Source organism: Streptomyces sp. NPDC042346, assembly GCF_055581845.1.
The window spans coordinates 151,414-167,792 of record NZ_JBVJEH010000009.1 but is presented as its reverse complement, the minus strand read 5'-3'; the positions used below and the strand labels follow the sequence as shown (position 1 = coordinate 167,792).

17 protein-coding genes are annotated in these 16,379 nt (G+C 73.9%); 6 read left to right on the top strand and 11 right to left on the bottom strand.

Features of this window, described 5'->3' with window-relative positions; genetic code table 11:
• Positions 1 to 53 precede the first annotated feature (53 nt).
• Genes ACZ6K0_RS30655 through ACZ6K0_RS30645 form a run of 3 tightly spaced genes read right to left on the bottom strand, consistent with a single transcriptional unit; the run spans position 54 to position 2,262 of the window.
• Positions 54 to 1,040 carry an asparaginase gene (locus ACZ6K0_RS30655; protein ID WP_469228238.1) on the bottom strand — a complete coding sequence of 329 codons (987 nt, stop codon included), beginning with the start codon at positions 1,038 to 1,040 and terminating at the stop codon, positions 54 to 56.
• On the bottom strand, positions 1,040 to 1,363 hold the full coding sequence (locus ACZ6K0_RS30650) for a chorismate mutase (protein ID WP_056645811.1): 324 nt from the start codon (positions 1,361 to 1,363) through the stop codon (positions 1,040 to 1,042). The genes ACZ6K0_RS30655 and ACZ6K0_RS30650 overlap by 1 nt, the downstream gene beginning before the upstream one ends.
• A gap of 11 nt (positions 1,364 to 1,374) precedes the next feature.
• On the bottom strand, positions 1,375 to 2,262 hold the full coding sequence (locus ACZ6K0_RS30645) for a helix-turn-helix domain-containing protein (protein ID WP_376395193.1): 888 nt from the start codon (positions 2,260 to 2,262) through the stop codon (positions 1,375 to 1,377).
• 82 nt (positions 2,263 to 2,344) lie between these two features.
• Here ACZ6K0_RS30645 and ACZ6K0_RS30640 point away from each other — a divergent pair, with 82 nt between their 5' ends.
• A complete protein-coding gene (locus tag ACZ6K0_RS30640) occupies positions 2,345 to 4,171 on the top strand; it encodes a beta-galactosidase (RefSeq protein ID WP_469228240.1) in 1,827 nt (608 codons plus the stop codon).
• A gap of 73 nt (positions 4,172 to 4,244) precedes the next feature.
• On the opposite strand, the gene ACZ6K0_RS30635 is transcribed toward ACZ6K0_RS30640, so the two are convergent.
• Positions 4,245 to 5,045, bottom strand: a complete 801-nt coding sequence (locus ACZ6K0_RS30635) for a S1 family peptidase (RefSeq protein WP_376395199.1) — start codon at positions 5,043 to 5,045, stop codon at positions 4,245 to 4,247.
• 142 nt (positions 5,046 to 5,187) lie between these two features.
• On the opposite strand from ACZ6K0_RS30635, the gene ACZ6K0_RS30630 reads away from it, so the two are divergent.
• Positions 5,188 to 6,072: a hypothetical protein gene (locus ACZ6K0_RS30630; RefSeq protein ID WP_469228243.1), complete on the top strand. Its 885-nt coding sequence runs from the start codon at positions 5,188 to 5,190 to the stop codon at positions 6,070 to 6,072.
• A 145-nt stretch (positions 6,073 to 6,217) separates the two neighbouring features.
• The gene (locus ACZ6K0_RS30625; RefSeq protein ID WP_376395205.1) at positions 6,218 to 7,687 is read left to right on the top strand and encodes an ankyrin repeat domain-containing protein; all 1,470 of its coding nucleotides are present in this window, start codon (positions 6,218 to 6,220) and stop codon (positions 7,685 to 7,687) included.
• 66 nt (positions 7,688 to 7,753) lie between these two features.
• On the opposite strand, the gene ACZ6K0_RS30620 is transcribed toward ACZ6K0_RS30625, so the two are convergent.
• Positions 7,754 to 8,179 (bottom strand): guanyl-specific ribonuclease, encoded by a 426-nt coding sequence (locus ACZ6K0_RS30620; protein WP_376395208.1) that lies wholly within the window; start codon positions 8,177 to 8,179, stop codon positions 7,754 to 7,756.
• 345 nt (positions 8,180 to 8,524) lie between these two features.
• On the opposite strand from ACZ6K0_RS30620, the gene ACZ6K0_RS30615 reads away from it, so the two are divergent.
• Complete coding sequence (locus tag ACZ6K0_RS30615) at positions 8,525 to 9,430, top strand: tyrosine-protein phosphatase (RefSeq protein ID WP_469228245.1); 906 nt, start codon at positions 8,525 to 8,527, stop codon at positions 9,428 to 9,430.
• On the opposite strand, the gene ACZ6K0_RS30610 is transcribed toward ACZ6K0_RS30615, so the two are convergent.
• From ACZ6K0_RS30610 to ACZ6K0_RS30590, 5 genes are all read right to left on the bottom strand, one after another.
• Complete coding sequence (locus tag ACZ6K0_RS30610) at positions 9,358 to 11,091, bottom strand: DEAD/DEAH box helicase (protein ID WP_376395214.1); 1,734 nt, start codon at positions 11,089 to 11,091, stop codon at positions 9,358 to 9,360. The genes ACZ6K0_RS30615 and ACZ6K0_RS30610 overlap by 73 nt on opposite strands.
• 319 nt (positions 11,092 to 11,410) lie before the next feature.
• Positions 11,411 to 12,031: a TetR/AcrR family transcriptional regulator gene (locus tag ACZ6K0_RS30605; protein ID WP_376395217.1), complete on the bottom strand. Its 621-nt coding sequence runs from the start codon at positions 12,029 to 12,031 to the stop codon at positions 11,411 to 11,413.
• 27 nt (positions 12,032 to 12,058) lie between these two features.
• A complete protein-coding gene (locus tag ACZ6K0_RS30600) occupies positions 12,059 to 12,568 on the bottom strand; it encodes a pyridoxamine 5'-phosphate oxidase family protein (RefSeq protein WP_469228247.1) in 510 nt (169 codons plus the stop codon).
• 79 nt (positions 12,569 to 12,647) lie between these two features.
• On the bottom strand, positions 12,648 to 13,028 hold the full coding sequence (locus ACZ6K0_RS30595) for a VOC family protein (RefSeq protein WP_376395223.1): 381 nt from the start codon (positions 13,026 to 13,028) through the stop codon (positions 12,648 to 12,650).
• 4 nt (positions 13,029 to 13,032) lie between these two features.
• Complete coding sequence (locus ACZ6K0_RS30590; RefSeq protein ID WP_469228249.1) at positions 13,033 to 13,446, bottom strand: MerR family transcriptional regulator; 414 nt, start codon at positions 13,444 to 13,446, stop codon at positions 13,033 to 13,035.
• A 70-nt stretch (positions 13,447 to 13,516) separates the two neighbouring features.
• Between ACZ6K0_RS30590 and ACZ6K0_RS30585 the strand changes: the two genes are divergently transcribed.
• Positions 13,517 to 14,461, top strand: a complete 945-nt coding sequence (locus ACZ6K0_RS30585) for an aldo/keto reductase (RefSeq protein ID WP_469228252.1) — start codon at positions 13,517 to 13,519, stop codon at positions 14,459 to 14,461.
• Between the two features lie 9 nt (positions 14,462 to 14,470).
• Here the strand turns inward: ACZ6K0_RS30585 and ACZ6K0_RS30580 are convergent, their stop codons facing one another.
• Positions 14,471 to 15,100, bottom strand: a complete 630-nt coding sequence (locus ACZ6K0_RS30580; RefSeq protein ID WP_469228254.1) for a PadR family transcriptional regulator — start codon at positions 15,098 to 15,100, stop codon at positions 14,471 to 14,473.
• 143 nt (positions 15,101 to 15,243) lie between these two features.
• Between ACZ6K0_RS30580 and ACZ6K0_RS30575 the strand changes: the two genes are divergently transcribed.
• Positions 15,244 to 16,368 (top strand): LLM class flavin-dependent oxidoreductase, encoded by a 1,125-nt coding sequence (locus tag ACZ6K0_RS30575; protein ID WP_469228256.1) that lies wholly within the window; start codon positions 15,244 to 15,246, stop codon positions 16,366 to 16,368.
• Positions 16,369 to 16,379 lie beyond the last annotated feature (11 nt).

Genomic DNA, 16,379 nt, shown 5'->3' with positions numbered 1-16,379 from the left:
CTATGCTGCCCGATGCCTCCGGCCTGCGGCAGGGGTGGTGGGAAGAACCGCGCTCAGGCCAGTCCGGAGCCGTTCAGGTGGGCGAAGGCGGCCGTGATGCGGGGGCGGTCGTAGCCGGTGGGGCCGGCCGCGCCGCTGGAGATCAGGGTGTGGAGGAGGATCCGGGCCTTGGCGGGGTCGAGGGGGCCGGCCGGGATCAGCCCGTGCTGCAGCAGGTCGTACTCGGAGCCGGGGCCGCGGTAGGTGTGCGAGAGGGTCGCTCCGCCGCCCGTACGGGAGGCGAGGACGACGGGGATGCGGCGGGCGAGCTCGGCGAGCGGGTCGACGAACCAGGTGGGGACGTGGCCGGCTCCGAAGGCGGCGACGACGAGGCCCTGGAAGCGGTGGTCGACGGCTTCGAGGAGTTCGCCCCGGTCGCCCTGGGACAGGGTGAGGAGGGCGACCCTGGCGTCGGGGTCGAACTTCAGGGGGCAGAGGGCGGTGCGGACGGCGGGGCGGAGCAGGATCCGCGGCTCGCCCTCGACGACGGTGCCGATCGGGCCCGCGCCGGGCGAGCCGAAGGTGGTGACCGAGGTCGTGTGGGTCTTGCGGGCGAGGCGGGCGGCGTGGATCTCGTCGGCGAGGACGACGAGGACGCCGAGGTTCCGGCAGGCGGGGTCGGCGGCGACGGCGAGCGCGGCGGCGAGGTTGGCGGGGCCGTCGGCGCCGGGCAGGTCGGGGCGGCGCATGGCGCCGGTGACGGCGATCGGCTGCTCGGTGGTGCAGAGCAGGTCGAGGAGGAAGGCGGTCTCCTCCAGGGTGTCGGTGCCCTGGACGACGACCACGCCGGAGCCGTCGGCGACGGTGGCGCGGACCTCGGCGGCGAGCGCGGCGAGGTCCTCGTGGGTGAGGGAGGAGCTGGGGACGCGCCGGAAGTCGCGGAGGACGACGTCCTCGGGCGCGCCGAGGCCGGCCAGGACCTCCTGGCCGGTCATGCGGGCCGCGTCACCGCCTCGCGCGGAGATCGTCCCGCCGAGGGTGAAGACCGTGACGCGGGCCATCAGCGTGCTCCGTCCGCAATCGTCTCGTGGTGGCGGATGACCTCCGCGATGATGAAGTTCAGGAGCTTCTCCGCGAAGGCCGGGTCCAGTCTCGCGCTCTCGGCCAGTTCGCGCAGCCGGGCGATCTGGCGGGACTCGCGGGCGGGGTCGGCGGGCGGCAGCTTGTGCTCGGCCTTGAGGACGCCGACCTGCTGGGTGCACTTGAAGCGCTCGGCCAGCATGTACACGACCGCGGCGTCGATGTTGTCGATGCTCTCGCGGAGCCGGGTCAGTTCGGCCCGTACGGAGTCGTCGACCGGGCGGGGCAGGGTGGAGTCACTCATGATCTGCGAGCTTAGACGGATCTCGGCCGGATCGTGGGCGGGTGTTCGGGATCCGGTACGCGGTTGCTCCAGCCTCCGGGGACGGACCGCCCCTGCTGCTCGCGGAAGCGGATGGGGGCGGTGCCGACCCGGCGGGTGAACAGCCGGGAGAAGTAGGCGGGGTCGTCGTAGCCGACGCGGCGGGCGACGGCCGCGACGGGGAGCTCGGTGGCGGCGAGGAGTTCCTTCGCGCGGCCGAGGCGGACGGTGAGCAGGTAGTCCTTGGGGCTGCAGCCGGCGGCGCGGCGGACGGCGGTGCGCAGGTCGGCGGCGGTCATGCCGTGCCGGGCGGCGTGTTCGGCGACGGACAGCGGCTGGAAGGCGTCGCGGGCGAGGGCGGCGAGGACGGGGTCGCCGTCGGCGTTGGTGTCGGCGCGGGCGCGGCGCAGGGCGACGAGGAGTTCGTGGACGGCGGCGCCGGTCTCGACCTCCAGGAGGGGGTTGCCGGGGCGGGCGGCGCGGGCGATGCGGCTGATGGCGGCGCGGGCGGGCGCGGCGTCGGAGAGGGGGACCACCGGCCGGTCGGGCTCGATGTAGCCGAGCTCGGTGTACGTGGCGGTGGCCGGTCCCGAGAAGTCGACGAAGGCCTCGTCCCAGCCGGTGCCGGGGTCGGCGGCGTAGTGGTGGGGGGTGCCGGGGGTGAGCCAGATGAGGGCGGGGGCGGTGACGGTGGTGCGGCGCCCGTCGGCGCCCCGGTACCAGCCGCTGCCCGCGGAGACGACGACGGCGACGTGGTGGTCGAGGGTGCGGGGTCCGACGGTGGGCAGGGTGCCGTGCTGGAGACCGACGCCGAGGCAGACCAGGCCGAGGCGGTGGTGGACGGGGCTGGGCGTGAAGTAACGCATCCAGGTGTGGTACATGCGGCGGGCCCCTCCGTAACGTCCAAACTTCGACGATCTTTGTCCATGGACCGGCTCGCCGCCAGAGGGCAAAAGTGAGGCCATGAGCACGTTCGCTGTGGGTGACGAGGACTTTCTGCTCGACGGGCGGCCGGTGCGCCTCCTCTCGGGGGCGCTGCACTACTTCCGGGTGCACGAGGAGCAGTGGGAGCACCGGCTCGGGATGCTGCGCGCGATGGGCCTGAACTGTGTCGAGACGTACGTCCCCTGGAACCTGTACGCGCCGGAGCCCGGCCGGTACGGGGACGTGGAGGCGCTCGGCCGGTTCCTGGACGCGGTGGAGCGGGCCGGGATGCGGGCGATCGTGCGCCCGGGGCCGTACATCTGCGCCGAGTGGGAGAACGGCGGGCTTCCGCACTGGCTGACGGGGCCGCTCGGGCGGCGCGTGCGGACGCTCGATCCGGAGTTCCTGGCGGCGGTGGAGGCCTGGTTCCGGCGACTGCTTCCGCAGGTGGTGGAGCGGCAGGTCGACCGGGGCGGCCCGGTGGTCCTGGTGCAGGTGGAGAACGAGTACGGGAGTTACGGCAGCGACCGGGGCTATCTGGAGTGGGTGGCGGAGCTGCTGCGCGCGTGCGGGGTGAGCGTGCCGCTCTTCACCTCGGACGGGCCCGAGGACCACATGCTGACGGGTGGTTCGGTGCCGGGGGTGCTGGCGACGGCGAACTTCGGTTCGGGGGCGCGGGAGGGCTTCGCGACGCTGCGGCGCCATCAGCCCTCGGGGCCGCTGATGTGCATGGAGTTCTGGTGCGGCTGGTTCGACCACTGGGGCACGGAGCACGCGGCGCGGGACGCGGCGGACGCGGCGGCGGCGCTGCGGGAGATCCTGGAGTGCGGGGCGTCGGTCAATGTGTACATGGCGCACGGCGGGACCAACTTCGGCGGCTGGGCGGGGGCGAACCGGACGGGCGAGCTGCACGACGGGGCACTGCGGCCGACGGTGACCTCGTACGACTACGACGCGCCGGTGGACGAGGCGGGGCGGCCGACGGAGAAGTTCCGGCGCTTCCGCGAGGTGCTCGCGGAGTACGCGGAGGGGCCGCTGCCCGGGCTCCCCGAGCCGCCGGCGCGGCTCGCGGCCCCGGTGCGGGGCGCCCTCGGCGGGTGGGCGCCGCTCGGCGAGGTCCTGGAGGTGCTCGGCGACGAGGAGCGGTCCGCGCCGGTGCCGCCGACGTTCGAGGAGCTGGGCGTGGACCGGGGTCTGGTCCGCTACCGGGTGGAGGTCCCGGGGCCCCGGCAGCCGTACCCACTGGGGGTGACGGGGCTGCGGGACCGGGCGACGGTGTACGTCGACGGGGTCCTGGCGGGGGTGCTCGGCACCGGGGACACCGAGGACCCGGCGCTGGTGGAGCCGGTGGCGGGGCCCGCCGCCGTCGACCTGTGGGTGGAGTCGCTGGGCCGCGTCAACTACGGGCCGCGGCTCGCGGAGCCGAAGGGGATCACGGGCGGGGTGCGGCACGAGCGGCAGTACCTGCACGGGTTCCGGGCCCAGGGCCTGCGTCTGGACGCCTTCGAGGCGGCGGCGGTGGCGAAGGTGCCGTTCCGGCCGGTGGCCGGGGAGGCGGCGGGCTCGGGGCTGTACCGGGGGGCGGTCGAGGTGGCCGGGCCGGGGGACGCGCTGCTCTCCCTGCCGGGCGGGGCGCGCGGCTTCGTCTGGGTGAACGGCTTCTGCCTGGGCCGGTACTGGAACGCCGGCCCGCAGGAGTCGCTGTTCGTGCCGGGGCCGGTGCTGCGGGACGGCGCCAACGAGGTCTGGGTGCTCGAACTGGAGGGCGGGACGGCGACGGATGTCGTCCTCGACGTCCTCGACGGCGCTGACGACATCGACGGCGTTGACGGCGTTGACGACATCGACGCCATCGACGTCCGCTGAGTTCGCGGAGCAAGCGTGCGTGAAGGTGCCCCGGAGCCGAGGCCGCTCCGGGGCACCCGTTCTCAGGACGCCGTTACAGCGTGGCCGCGGCCGACTTGATCGCGGCGGCGAAGGTCGAGACCTCCGTGTAGACGCCGGGGTAGCCGGCCCGGGCGCAGCCCTCGCCCCAGCTCACGATGCCGACCTGGATCCAGGCGCCGGCGTTGTCCTTGCGGAACATCGGGCCGCCGGAGTCACCCTGGCAGGTGTCGACCCCGCCCTGGCTGTACCCCGCGCAGATCTCCTCGGCCGGGACCAGGTCGGTGCCGTACGAGGACTGGCAGGAGGCGTCGGAGACGAACGGGACGTTCGCCTTGAGCTGGTAGCGCTGCTGCGCCCCGCCCTCGCGGGCGGCGCCCCAGCCGGCGACCGTGAAGGTGCCGCTGTTGTAGGCGGTGGTCTCGGCGATCTTCAGGTTGGGCAGCGAGGTGATGGGGCTGGCGAGCTTGATCAGCGCCCAGTCCTTGCCCTTGCCGTTGTAGCCGGGGGCCTGGAGGACCTTGGTGGACTTGACCTTGATGGCGCTGCTGGACTGGAGGTCCACGACTCCGGCGGTGGCGGTGATGCTCGTGTTGTTGCCGGAGCCGCTCACACAGTGGGCCGCGGTGAGCACGACCTGCGGGGTGATGAGCGAGCCGCCGCAGCCCATCGAGAGCCTGACCATCCAGGGGAACTCGCCCTGGGCGGCGCGCACGCCGCCGACGACGGGGGCCGGGGCGGCGGAGGCCGTGGTGGGCTGGAGGCTGACGGCGGCGAGGACGACGGCGCCGGCTGCCGCGAGTTTCTGGAGGGCGCTGACCAGTCGGTTCTTCTTCACGCGTGCTCCTTCTGCCATGGGGGGTTGAGCCCGACGGGCATGACATGCGCCCGTCAAGCCATGTCCGGATTATGGACAGCGCTCAACTGCCGCCACAAGAAAGCCTTTTCGGCCAGAACCGGTGGAGGGACCGTACAGTGGAACGAAGGGGGGATCCCGTATGCCGAACCGTCAGGGGGCCGACCGTGTCGGCCACGGCTTCCCGCACCGCGCCGCGGTCCGGGGCTCGCTCACCGCGCTCCACCGACGCCTCTCCCCCGACGGTGTGCAGCGCTTTCCGGTGAGCGTGCCGGCCGCCGACATGGCCATCGGCGACGACGAGGACCTCCACCTGGGCACCCAGCGGGTGGCCCGCGCCCTCGTGCACCACCTGCGGCTCCCCGACGCCCGCATCGTGGCGAGTTTCCGCCCCATGGAGCACGCGGCGACCGTCGAACTCACCGCCGGACCCGAGTACTTCGTCGAGCTCAACGACCGCTTCCGGACCCGCCGCCGGGACATCGGCGCGGCCCTGGCGCACGAGATCACCCATGTCCTGCTGCACCGGCTCGGACTCGGCTTCCCCGGCACCCCGGAGAACGAGATCCTCACCGACGTCGTGACCACCTATCTGGGCGCGGGCTGGCTGCTCCTCGACGCGTACCGCCAGGACGGGGTCGAGAGCCAGAAGCTCGGCTATCTGACCCCGGAGGAGTTCGGCTACGTCCTCGCCAAGCGGGCCGCGCTCTTCGGCGAGGACCCCTCGCCGTGGTTCACCAGCGCGGTGGCGTACGAGGCATGGGTACGGGGCCGGGCCGAGGCGGAGCGGGAGCTGCGGCAGCCACCGCTCGCCGGGGCGGGCTGGGCGGAACGGCGGCGGTACGGCAGGGAGCGGCGTCAGGGCCGGGCGGCGGCGGGCGCCCCGTACGCCTTCGACGGCGGGGCCCCGGCGACCGGCGTCTCCTTCGCCTGCCCGGTCTGCCTCCAGCGGCTGCGGGTCCCGGCCGGGCGGACCGTGCGGGCGCGGTGCGGAGTGTGCGGCTCCGTCCTGGAGTGCGCGCCCTGACCCGCGTACGGCGAAACGGGAGCGCCCGTCCGGGGCGCGGCGGCGCACATCTCTGCCCCCGTACGGGGGTTCGGCGGCACGCACCCCTGCCTCCGTACGGGGAATGGATTTGCGCCATGTGCGGACGGCGCGTCAGGGTCGACGCATGAGTACGTTGTTCGACGCCATCCGAGCCGGGGACGAGAACGGGGCCGTACGGGCCCTGCGGAGCGGGGCGGACCCCGAGGGCCGGGAGGACGGGGAGACACCGCTGTACCGCGCGGCCGTCGGCGACGAGGCCGGGATCGTCCGGGTGCTGCTCGCCGCCGGAGCCGATCCGGCGCGCCGCAGCGGCGAGGAGGACGGCGACCTACCACTGTGCGGGGCGGCCTGCGGCGGGCACGCCGAGGTCGTCAGGGCGCTGCTCGCGGCCGGCGCGCCGGCCGACCAGGAGGAGGAGTTCGGCTTCACGGCGCTCGCCTGGGCGCTCCGGCTCGGGCACGCCGACACGGCCCGGGTGCTCCTGGAGCACGGGGCCGACCCGGACCGGCCGGGCCCGGACGGGTTCCTCCCGCTCGTCGCCGCCGCCCGGCGCGGCTCCGCCGCCTGCGTACGGGCGCTGCTCGACCACGAGGCGGCGGCCCCGGAGGCCGCGCTGCGGGAGGCGCGGCGGTGGATCGGCGCCGACATCGCGGCCGAGCTGCGGCGCGGGCTCGTCGCGGGGAACGACGGCGGGCAGACGTACGAGGCGGTCGTCCGCCGGGTCCGGGAGGACGGCGGGGTGACGGTCGTCGTCGAGCTGCTGCGGGAGGACGGCGCGCCCACGCGCGGCGACGAGCGGCAGACCGGTCACGCGGCGATCGCCACGCTCCTGGAGGCGGCGATCGGGCTGCGCACCCCGCACGAGGAGCTCGCGGCGCGGGCGCTGCGCTGCGGGGACCCGGAGCTCGACGCCTGGACGACGGCGGTGGCCGAACTGGCCGGCCGGGCCGACGAGGAGACCTTCGTGGCGGCGGCGGGCTGGTGCGCCTACCGCGATCCGCTGCGCCGGGCGCTCGGCGCGCGGGTGCTCGGCGCGCTGCCGGGCTTCGCGGCGAGCGCGCAGCCGGTGCTGCGGCGGCTGGCCTCGGAGGCCGCGCCCACGGCGCGGGAGCCCCTGCTGTCGACGGTGCTCGCGCTCGGGGAGTGCGGGGACGCGGAGGCCGTGCCCGAGCTGCTCGCGGCGGCCGGGCATCCCGAGGCGGCGGTACGGCGGGCGGTCGCGGGGGCCTTGGCCGGGATCGTGCCGGCGGGGCACACGGAGGCCCTCGGGGTGCTCCTCGCGCTGAGCCGGGACGGCGACGCCCGGGTGCGGGACTGGGCGACGCTGGCCCTCGCCGAGCTGCCCGACGACACCCCTCTCGTACGGGAGGGGCTCGCGGAGCGGCTCGGCGACGACGATCCGGAGACGGCGGCGGAGGCGGCGCGCGGCCTGGCGATCCGTCAGGATCCGCGGGCCGTCGACGCGTTGGCGACGGTCTTGGCGGACGGCGACCCGGACGGCGCGGCCCGCGAGACGGCGCTCGCCGCCCTCGAACACGTCCGGGACGCCCGGGTCAGGACCCGCCTGGAGTGGACGGCGCCGCGCCGGGGCTGACGCACGCTCGGCGGTCGCGACGGCCGCGGGCGCCGGCAGTCGCGCCGGCCCGGCGCCGGCGGTGTGTCAGCAGCCGTGGTCGATCAGGTCGAACGTGGCGTAGTGGTCGGCCGTGTAGTAGTCCTCCTGGACGGAGTTCCCGGTCACGATGCGGCGGGCGCCGCGGGTCGAGACGCCCGGGGTCTTGACCGTGTACTCGTGGTAGTAGCCCAGCGAGTGGGACGGGAGGACCCCTTCCCGGTTCTGGAAGACGACGCCGTCCTGGCGGTACGGGAACGGGCCGCCCGCATCGATCAGCCGCAGGGTGTCGTGGGCCTGGGACGGCAGGTCGGAGTAGCAGATGTCCCCGACGGCCGCGGTCGCCGCGAGCGAGGACGCGACGGTGACGGGTGCGGGGGCCGGCGCGGCGGTCGCGGGGGCGCCGAGGAGGAGGGAGGAGAGGAGGGCGGCGGCGACACCGCCGGCGAGGGTGAATCGAGGGGGGATGCGCATGGCTGGATGATGACGCGCGTAGAGCGGCCCCCGGAAGGCCGACGCCCTTCAATTCCCCGGACGTTCACCACTCGTCACCAGTCGTGGGGATGTCGTGCACGACGTTTCACCGAGCACGCCGGCGGGCTCGTCACCAGCCGGGCTCGTCACCAGCCGGGCTCGTCACCAGCCGGGCTCGCCACCGGCCGGGCTCGTCACCGGTCTCGCCACCGAGCGCGCGTCACCGATCACGAGCAGGCCCCTCCCGCCCGGACCCGGCGGCTGCTACCTTCCTCCCCAATCATCTAACAAACGTTTGGTGGGCCCGTCCGCCCGTCAGCCCGTACGTCCATGAGGGAGTCCGCCATGCCCCTGTCCCGACGCGCGCTGCTCACCACCACCGGCGCCACCGCCCTGTTCGCGGCCCTGCCGGCGAACGCGGAGGCGCGCACGACACCGCGAGCCCCCCGGAACACGATCCGGCAGATCCCGCTCCAGGGCGCGGTCAACGTCCGTGACCTCGGTGGATACCGCACCTACGACGGCGGCCGGGTCCGTCACGGCCTCGCCTACCGGGGCGACCACCTAGGTAAGCTCACCGCCGCCGACCTCACCACGCTCGCCGGGCTCGGCCTCGGCACGGTCGTGGACCTGCGGATCCCGCTGGAGGTCGGATACGACGGCGCCGACCGGCTGCCGTCCGGCGTGCTCCCGGTCGCCCGGCCCGTCACCGACAACGGTCTCTTCGGGCGCCTCATGGCCGCGATCGGCTCCCGCGACCCGGTGCGGCAGGAGGAGATGCTCGGCGGCGGGCGGGCCGCCGCCTTCATGAGCGACGTCTACCGGACGTTCGTCACCGAGCCCGCGAACCGGGCCGCCTTCGCCGCGAACCTGCGGGACCTGGCCGACCCCGCCCGGGGGCCGCTGCTCTTCCACTGCACCTCGGGCAAGGACCGCACCGGCTGGACCGGCTATCTCCTGCTCACCCTGCTGGGGGTGCCGACGGCGGCGGCCCGCGCCGACTACCTGGCCTCGAACACGATCCGCGCCGCCTACGACGCCCAGGTGCGCGAGGGCCTCCGGCAGGGCGGGTTCATGCAGAACCCGGACCTGATCGTGCCGCTCCAGGAGGTGCGTCCGGAGTATCTCGACACCGCCCTCGACCAGGTCCGGGCCTCGTACGGAAGCCTCGCCCGTTACTACTCCGTCGGCCTCGGCCTGGAGTTCCGCGACGTGCTGGCGCTGCGGGAACGGCTCGTGGCCGGCGCCTGACGCCCACCACGGCCGGCCCCCGCGGCGGCACCGCGCCCGGCGCCCGCGCCGGAACCGGAGCCCCGGCCCGTGCCGGAGCCGCGCGCCGCACCGGCCGCGGAACGGCCCGTGCCGCCAGCGGAGCGCCCGGAGCCGCCCGCGGAACCGGATCCACGACCCGTGGACGTACCGGAGCCGGAGGCGCGCCCCGAACCCATCGACGTGCCGGTGGCGGCCGTACCGCCACCGGTGCCCGCGGGACGGCGACGACGGCCTCGGCCGGCGCCGGAGCCCGAGCCACCGGCTCCCGCCGCCTTGCGCGGCGGGGTCGGCTGCGGCGTCTCGATGACGATCGGGACGCCCGAGGGCTCCTTGGCGCCGGTCAGATCGGTCAGGTGCTGGTCGCTGGACTTGATCTGCGCCGTACGGGGGCTGATGCCCGCGTTCGACATCAGCCGGCCCATGTCCCGCTTCTGCTCGGGCAGGACCAGGGTGAAGACGCTGCCGGACTCGCCGGCCCGGGCGGTCCGGCCGCCGCGGTGCAGGTAGTCCTTGTGGTCCATCGGCGGGTCGACGTTCACGACCATGTCGAGGTCGTCGACGTGGATGCCGCGGGCCGCCACGTTCGTCGCGACGAGCGTGGTGACCTGGCCGTTCTTGAACTGGTCCAGGGTCCGGTTCCGCTGCGGCTGCGAGCGCCCGCCGTGCAGGCCGGAGGCGCGCACGCCGTTGGCGAGGAGCCGCTTGACCAGCCGGTCCACGGACCGCTTGGTGTCGAGGAAGAGGATCGTCCGGCCGTCGCGGGCCGCGATCTTCAGCGTGACGGCCTTCTTGTCGGTCTCGTCCATCACGTACAGGACGTGGTGCTCCATGGTGGTCACCGCGCCGGCCGAGGGGTCGACCGAGTGCACGACCGGGTCGTCCAGGAACATCTTGACGAGCTTGTCGATGTTCCGGTCGAGCGTGGCCGAGAAGAGCAGCCGCTGGCCGCCGGGCTCGACCTGCTTGAGCAGCTTGGTGACCTGCGGCAGGAAGCCCATGTCGGCCATCTGGTCGGCCTCGTCGAGGACGGTGACGGCGACCTGGTCGAGACGGCAGTCGCCGCGCTCGATGAGGTCCATGAGCCGGCCGGGCGTGGCGATGAGCACCTCGGCGCCGCGCCGCAGCGCGGAGGACTGCCGGGAGATCGACATGCCGCCGACGACCGTGGTGATCCGCAGGCGCAGGGCGCCGGCGTACGGGGTGAGGGCGTCGGTGACCTGCTGCGCGAGCTCACGGGTGGGCACGAGGACCAGCGCGAGGGGCGCGGTCGGCTCGGCGCGGCGGCCGGCGGTGCGGGCGAGCAGCGCGAGGCCGAAGGCGAGGGTCTTGCCGGAGCCGGTGCGGCCCCGGCCGAGGACGTCGCGCCCGGCGAGCGAGTTCGGGAGGGTCGCGGCCTGGATCGGGAACGGCTCCGTCACACCCTGCTCGCCCAGAATCCGCAGGAGGCCCTCGGGCATGTCCAGGTCGGCGAAGGAGGCCACCGCGGGGAGCGCGGGCGTCACCGTCTCCGGCGGAGTGAACTCGCTCGGCGGCGGGGGCGCGGTGGGACGACGGCCACCGCGGGAGGCCTTCGGCTGTGACGTGGACTTCGCCTGGGCGGTGCGGGGGCCGCGCTTAAAGGGGCGTTCGGAGCGGGTCATGCGTGCCTTCCTGGCCGGTGCTCGCGGCACAGCCGGGGCCCGCACCTGCACGATGCGGGCCCCGGCTGTTCTACCCGGAACACGCGAACGGGCCCCGGCTGTGTCTCCCGGAGCACGTGAACGGACCCCGGCTGTTTCTCCCGGAACACGCGATACGCACTCCGGATGTCTCTACCGGAACAATAGTGCGCCTCAGGACCTTCCCGCCCCGCGCGACCGATGCCCGGACGGATCAGACCAGGCCCGGACGCCGCGACGTGGGCGACTTCACAGCCGTTCGGTGATCGTCGGGTGGACCCGGCCCTGTCGGGCACTCCCTTCACGCGCGTACGGCGACGCCGTCCAGGACCATGCTCAGGTACTGGCGGGCGATCTCCTCCGGGCTGTGCTGCCCGCCGGGCCGGTACCAGGACGCGGCGACCCAGACGGTGTCGCGCACGAAGCGGTACGTCAGCCGGACGTCGAGGTCCGCCCGGAACACCCCGGCCGCGACCCCGCGCTCCAGCGTGCCGAGCCAGGCCTTCTCGAACCTCTCCTGCGAGTCCACGAGGTAGTGGAAGCGGGGCAGGTCGGTGAGGTGCCGGGACTCCTTCTGGTAGATGGCGACGGCGGCGCGGTGCCGGTCGATCTCCCGGAAGGACTCGGTGACCAGGGCCTCGATGGTCTCGCGGGGCCCGAGCCCGGCGTCGAGGACGGCGTCGTACCCCTCCCACAGCTCGTTCAGGAAGCTGGAGAGGATCTCGTCGAGCATCGACTCCTTGGAGTCGAAGTGGTAGTAGAGGCTGCCGGCGAGCATGCCGGCGGCGTCCGCGATCTTGCGCACGGTGGTGGCGTTGTACCCCTGGGCGGCGAACACCTCGGCCGCCGTGTCGAGGAGCTCACGGCGCCGCTCGGGCCCGGCACTCACCTGGGTCTTCTTCTTGCTGACAGTGTTCGGCACCCGTCCATTCTGGCCCCAGCGGGTGTCTCAGGACTCCCCGCGCGGCGGGCTGTCGTCGTTGCCGCGCCGGATCGTCCGCGCCGGACGCCCGGGGGCCCAGGTCCGCACGACCAGCTCCTCGCCGTCCACCCGGGTCCGTACGACCTCGGTGGGCTCCACCCGGAAGAGGTGGAAGGGCAGCGGCGCGCCGGCGTCGGAGGCGTACCGGTCGACGGTCTCCGGGTCGGTGATCTCGACCGCCCGCCCGGAGACGCGGACGTCCCCGCCGCCCATGTCGGTGCCGGAGCCGGGGTTGGCGAGCAGCGCGAAGCGGGGGTCGCGGCGCAGGTCGAGCGCCTTGCGGGAGTTCGGCATCATGCCGAGCCAGAGCTCGCCGAAGCGGAAGTCCGCCTCGATGCCGCTGAGGCGGGGCGAGCCGTCCTTCCGCACGGTGGCGAGCGCGTGGTGGGTGTACTGCCCGAAGCGCTCGCGCACGGCCGCGGCGAGCTCGGGTTCGGCGGCCTCGAAGGCCGACCAGGTGGTTCCGGTGTCTCCCATGACTCCAGGAAACCCCGGATACCCGACATCTTCTGTCCGGATTACTCCGAACGTTTCCCGAAAGGCTCGGGCGGCCGGCTCAGGAGGCCGCGGCGCGCTCCGCCGCACTGCGCTCGACGCAGAACTCGTTGCCCTCCGGGTCCCCGAGGGTCGCCCAGCCGGTGCCGTCGGCGTTCCGCCGGTCGTCGAGCAGGGTGGCGCCGAGGGCGAGCAGCCGCTCGATCTCCTCGTCGCGGGTGCGGTCCTGCGGCTGGAGGTCGAGGTGGACGCGGTTCTTCACCGCCTTCGCCTCGGGGACCTGGATGAAGAGGAGGTTCGCGCCGGGCGACTCGACGGTGGCCTCGGGGTCGCCGGGGAAGTCGTCGTCGGCGAGCTTCGCGTCCAGCGCCGCGGCCCAGAAGCTCGCCAGGGCGTGGGCGTCGGCGCAGTCGATGGTCACGTGGCGTACGAGAGAAGTCATGGCGTCATGATCGCCCGGGCGCCGCGGCGCCGGCCACCGGAATACCCATCGCCCGGTCGGTGGCGGCGAGTTGCCGGTCCTCGGTGACCGCGACGAGCGCCGCGAGGGAGGAACGGGTGTCCTGGAGGCCGTGGATCTTCTCGTCGATGGCGTCGAGCTGGGCGACGAGCATCGGGCTGAGGCAGGGCTCGATCTCCGCCTCGCTGCCGCACACGCAGTCCAGGACCTCGGCGATGACCCTGGTCGGCAGTCCGGCGCCGAGGAGGGCCCGGATACGGCGGACGACGACGGGGGCGTCGGGACCGTACACCCGCTGCCCGCCCGGGGTCCGCTCCGAGGAGAGGAGGCCCTGCTCCTCGTAGTAGCGGAGCAGCCGGACGCCGACCCCGGTCTCACGCGACAGCTCACCGATCTTCACTGTGACCCCCCTCACATCGGCCCGTTGCCGCTTGAAGCTCACACCGGTGTGAGCTCCTACGGTGCCGGACATGACGAACAACACGAACACCACGAATGACACGAACACCACGGACGCCGAAGCCCGTACCGACCGGACGTCCGGCATCGACCCGACGATATTCCAGCTCGGCGGCGACCTCCCGGTCCGGCGCATCGGATACGGCACGATGCGCCTCGCCGACGGCCCCGGCGACCCGACGGGCCCCGAGGCCCGCATCTGGTCGGCCCCTGCCGAACGGGCGGCCGCGCTGGCCCTGCTGCGGACGGCCGCCGAGGCGGGGGTCACCCTCTTCGACACGGCCGACGCGTACGCGCTGGGGGCGGGCGAGGAGCTCCTCGCCGAGGCGCTGGCTCCGTACGGCGACGCCGTGGCGGTGGCCACCAAGGTCGGTGTGGTCAGGCCCTCCCCCACCGAGTGGGTGCCGCTCGGCCACCCCGCCTATCTGCGCCAGCAGGCCGAGCTGAGCCTGCGCCGGCTGCGGACGGAGCGGATCGACCTGCTGTACCTGCACCGCCTGGACGAGAACTACCCGGTCGCCGAGCAGGTGGGCGCTCTGCGCCGACTCCAGGAGGAGGGCAAGGTCCGGCACATCGGTCTTTCGGAGGTGACGGTCGCCCAGCTGGAGGAGGCCGAGACGGTCGCCCCGATCGCCGCGGTGCAGAACCTCTACAACCTGGCGACCCGCGACCACGAGGCCGTGGTCGCGCACACGGCGGGCCGCGGCATCGCCTTCGTCCCCTTCTTCCCGATCGCCATGGGCGGGCACGCGGGGCCGGACGGCCCGGTGGCCCGGGTCGCCCGCGAGGTCGGCGCCACCCCGTCCCAGACGGCCCTGGCCTGGCTCCTGCACCGGGCCCCGCACATCCTCCCCATCCCCGGTACGTCCTCGGCGGCGCACCTCCTGGAGAACCTGGGCGCGCTCGACGTCACCCTCACCGAGGAGCAGTTCGCGCGACTCGGGAAGGAGGACTGAAGCCGACACTCACGGCCGCGGAGGCTCGGTCTCCAGCCCCTCGGCCTTCAACCGCTCGGTCTCCAGCCGCTCGATGTCCGCGAGCATGGCGTCGGCGAGGTCGCGCTCGGCCGCGTAGTACCGCTCGGCCCAGGTGAGGGTGAGCCGGGGGTACGCCCACGCCTCGTCGGCGCCGGCGTCCGCCACGTCGGCCTCGGCACGGAGCCGCATGCTCTCGGCGTACTCCCGGTGTCCGGCCAGGATCTCGCGCATCCGGTCGGGTTCGACGAGATGGCCCAGCCAGAGCCGCAGCATCGGGCCGTGCTTGAGGACGGGCGGGTCGAGGGGGGCCGTGCGGGCCCAGGTCCGGACGGCGGCGAGGCCCTCGTCGGTGATCCGGTAGACGCGCTTGTCACGGGTGCCGGCCTCCGGTGCGACCAGGCGCGAGGTGGCGTAGCCGGTCTTCTCCAGCCGCTTGAGCTCGCTGTAGATCTGGCTGAACGACGGGCTCCAGTAGAAGAGGCGCAGCGACCGGTCCGACCACTTCTTGAGGTCGTAACCGGACAGCTCCCGTCCGAAGGAGAGCAGTCCGAGCACGGCCCAGCCGGTCGCCGGAAGCCCGGGCAGCGGTTCCGGAGTCCCCTCCGTCTTCTCGTCCACGGGCGGAAGTGTACGGCGCTTCCCTCCTCTCCCTATGCCTGCTAGAAGTATTTCGATTAGGCATATCCGCCGCGCAGGACCCCGCACGGGTCCCTGCACAGGTCCCCGCACAGGTCCCCGCACAGGTCCGGGAGGAGCTCACCGTGAAGTTCTCCATGATCTTCGAAGCACAGCTCGTCGACCCCACCCCCGCACGCGAACGCGCGGTCATCCACGACTGCGTCGAACAGGCCGTCCTCGCCGAGGAGATGGGCTTCGACCGCGTCTGGGCGGTCGAGCACCACTCCCTCACCCAGTACGCCCACATGAGCGCGTCCGAGATCTTCCTGACCTGGGTCGCCGCCCGTACGCGGACGATCCGCGTCGGCCACGGCGTGGTCACCATGCCCTTCGGCTACCAGCACCCGGTCCGGGTCGCCGAACGCGCCGCCATGCTCGACGTGCTGTCCGGCGGCCGGCTCGACGTGGGCGCCGGCCGGGGCGCGACCCGCCAGGAGATGCGGATGTTCGGGGTGGACCCCGAGGACACCCGGCCGCAGACCGAGGAGGCCCTGCGGATCTTCGCCGCCGCGTGGCGCGAGCCGGAGTTCGAGTGGCACGGCTCCCTCGACATCGGCCCCGGCGCGGTCCTGCCGCGCCCCGTGCAGCACCCGCACCCGCCCCTCTTCATGGCCTGCTCGCAGCACGACTCCCTGCGGCAGGCGGCCGAACTGGGCATCGGGGCGCTGGTGATGGGCTTCGCGGGCGCCGACGACGTCCGCGCGATGCGCGCGGTGTACGACGGGGCCATCGCCGTACGGGACGGGTCGCGGTTCGTCTCCACGGAGGTCAACGACCACTTCTCGGCCCTGTGCCCGACGGTCGTCCTGGACGACGCCGACCGCGCGCTGCGGCTCGGCACGCGCGGCCAGCGCTTCTTCGCCGAGTCGATCGCCCACTGGTACGGCGGCGCCCCCGCGCCCACCGGTTACGCGGAGGACGAGGACCACACGGGCGCCCTGGAGGAGGAGCGGCGGAAGCTGGTGGCCCGGCTCCACGAGGCGAGCATCCCGGCCCGCCCGGTCGACACCGGCACGTACAACACCGACCACGCGTACGGGGACGCCGCGACCGCGATCGCCTACGTGGAGCGGCTGCGGGAGATCGGCGTCGACGAGGTGATGTGCCTGATCCAGATGGGCACGGTGCCGCAGGAGGTCTGCCTGGAGACGATCCGGCAGTGGGGCACGAAGGTCATCCCGCACTTCCGGGCGCTCTCCGGCGGGTGAACGCACCGCGG

What these genes read in the sequence shown, in the direction of transcription:
- ACZ6K0_RS30635 (WP_376395199.1), bottom strand. Translation starts at nt 5,045, where the DNA reads ATGGCAGAAGGAGCACGCGTGAAGAAGAACCGACTGGTCAGCGCCCTC.
- ACZ6K0_RS30640 (WP_469228240.1), top strand. Translation starts at nt 2,345, where the DNA reads ATGAGCACGTTCGCTGTGGGTGACGAGGACTTTCTGCTCGACGGGCGG.
- ACZ6K0_RS30630 (WP_469228243.1), top strand. Translation starts at nt 5,188, where the DNA reads ATGCCGAACCGTCAGGGGGCCGACCGTGTCGGCCACGGCTTCCCGCAC.
- ACZ6K0_RS30615 (WP_469228245.1), top strand. Translation starts at nt 8,525, where the DNA reads ATGCCCCTGTCCCGACGCGCGCTGCTCACCACCACCGGCGCCACCGCC.
- ACZ6K0_RS30585 (WP_469228252.1), top strand. Translation starts at nt 13,517, where the DNA reads ATGACGAACAACACGAACACCACGAATGACACGAACACCACGGACGCC.
- ACZ6K0_RS30595 (WP_376395223.1), bottom strand. Translation starts at nt 13,028, where the DNA reads ATGACTTCTCTCGTACGCCACGTGACCATCGACTGCGCCGACGCCCAC.
- ACZ6K0_RS30625 (WP_376395205.1), top strand. Translation starts at nt 6,218, where the DNA reads ATGAGTACGTTGTTCGACGCCATCCGAGCCGGGGACGAGAACGGGGCC.
- ACZ6K0_RS30650 (WP_056645811.1), bottom strand. Translation starts at nt 1,363, where the DNA reads ATGAGTGACTCCACCCTGCCCCGCCCGGTCGACGACTCCGTACGGGCC.
- ACZ6K0_RS30620 (WP_376395208.1), bottom strand. Translation starts at nt 8,179, where the DNA reads ATGCGCATCCCCCCTCGATTCACCCTCGCCGGCGGTGTCGCCGCCGCC.
- ACZ6K0_RS30610 (WP_376395214.1), bottom strand. Translation starts at nt 11,091, where the DNA reads ATGACCCGCTCCGAACGCCCCTTTAAGCGCGGCCCCCGCACCGCCCAG.
- ACZ6K0_RS30645 (WP_376395193.1), bottom strand. Translation starts at nt 2,262, where the DNA reads ATGTACCACACCTGGATGCGTTACTTCACGCCCAGCCCCGTCCACCAC.
- ACZ6K0_RS30600 (WP_469228247.1), bottom strand. Translation starts at nt 12,568, where the DNA reads ATGGGAGACACCGGAACCACCTGGTCGGCCTTCGAGGCCGCCGAACCC.
- ACZ6K0_RS30655 (WP_469228238.1), bottom strand. Translation starts at nt 1,040, where the DNA reads ATGGCCCGCGTCACGGTCTTCACCCTCGGCGGGACGATCTCCGCGCGA.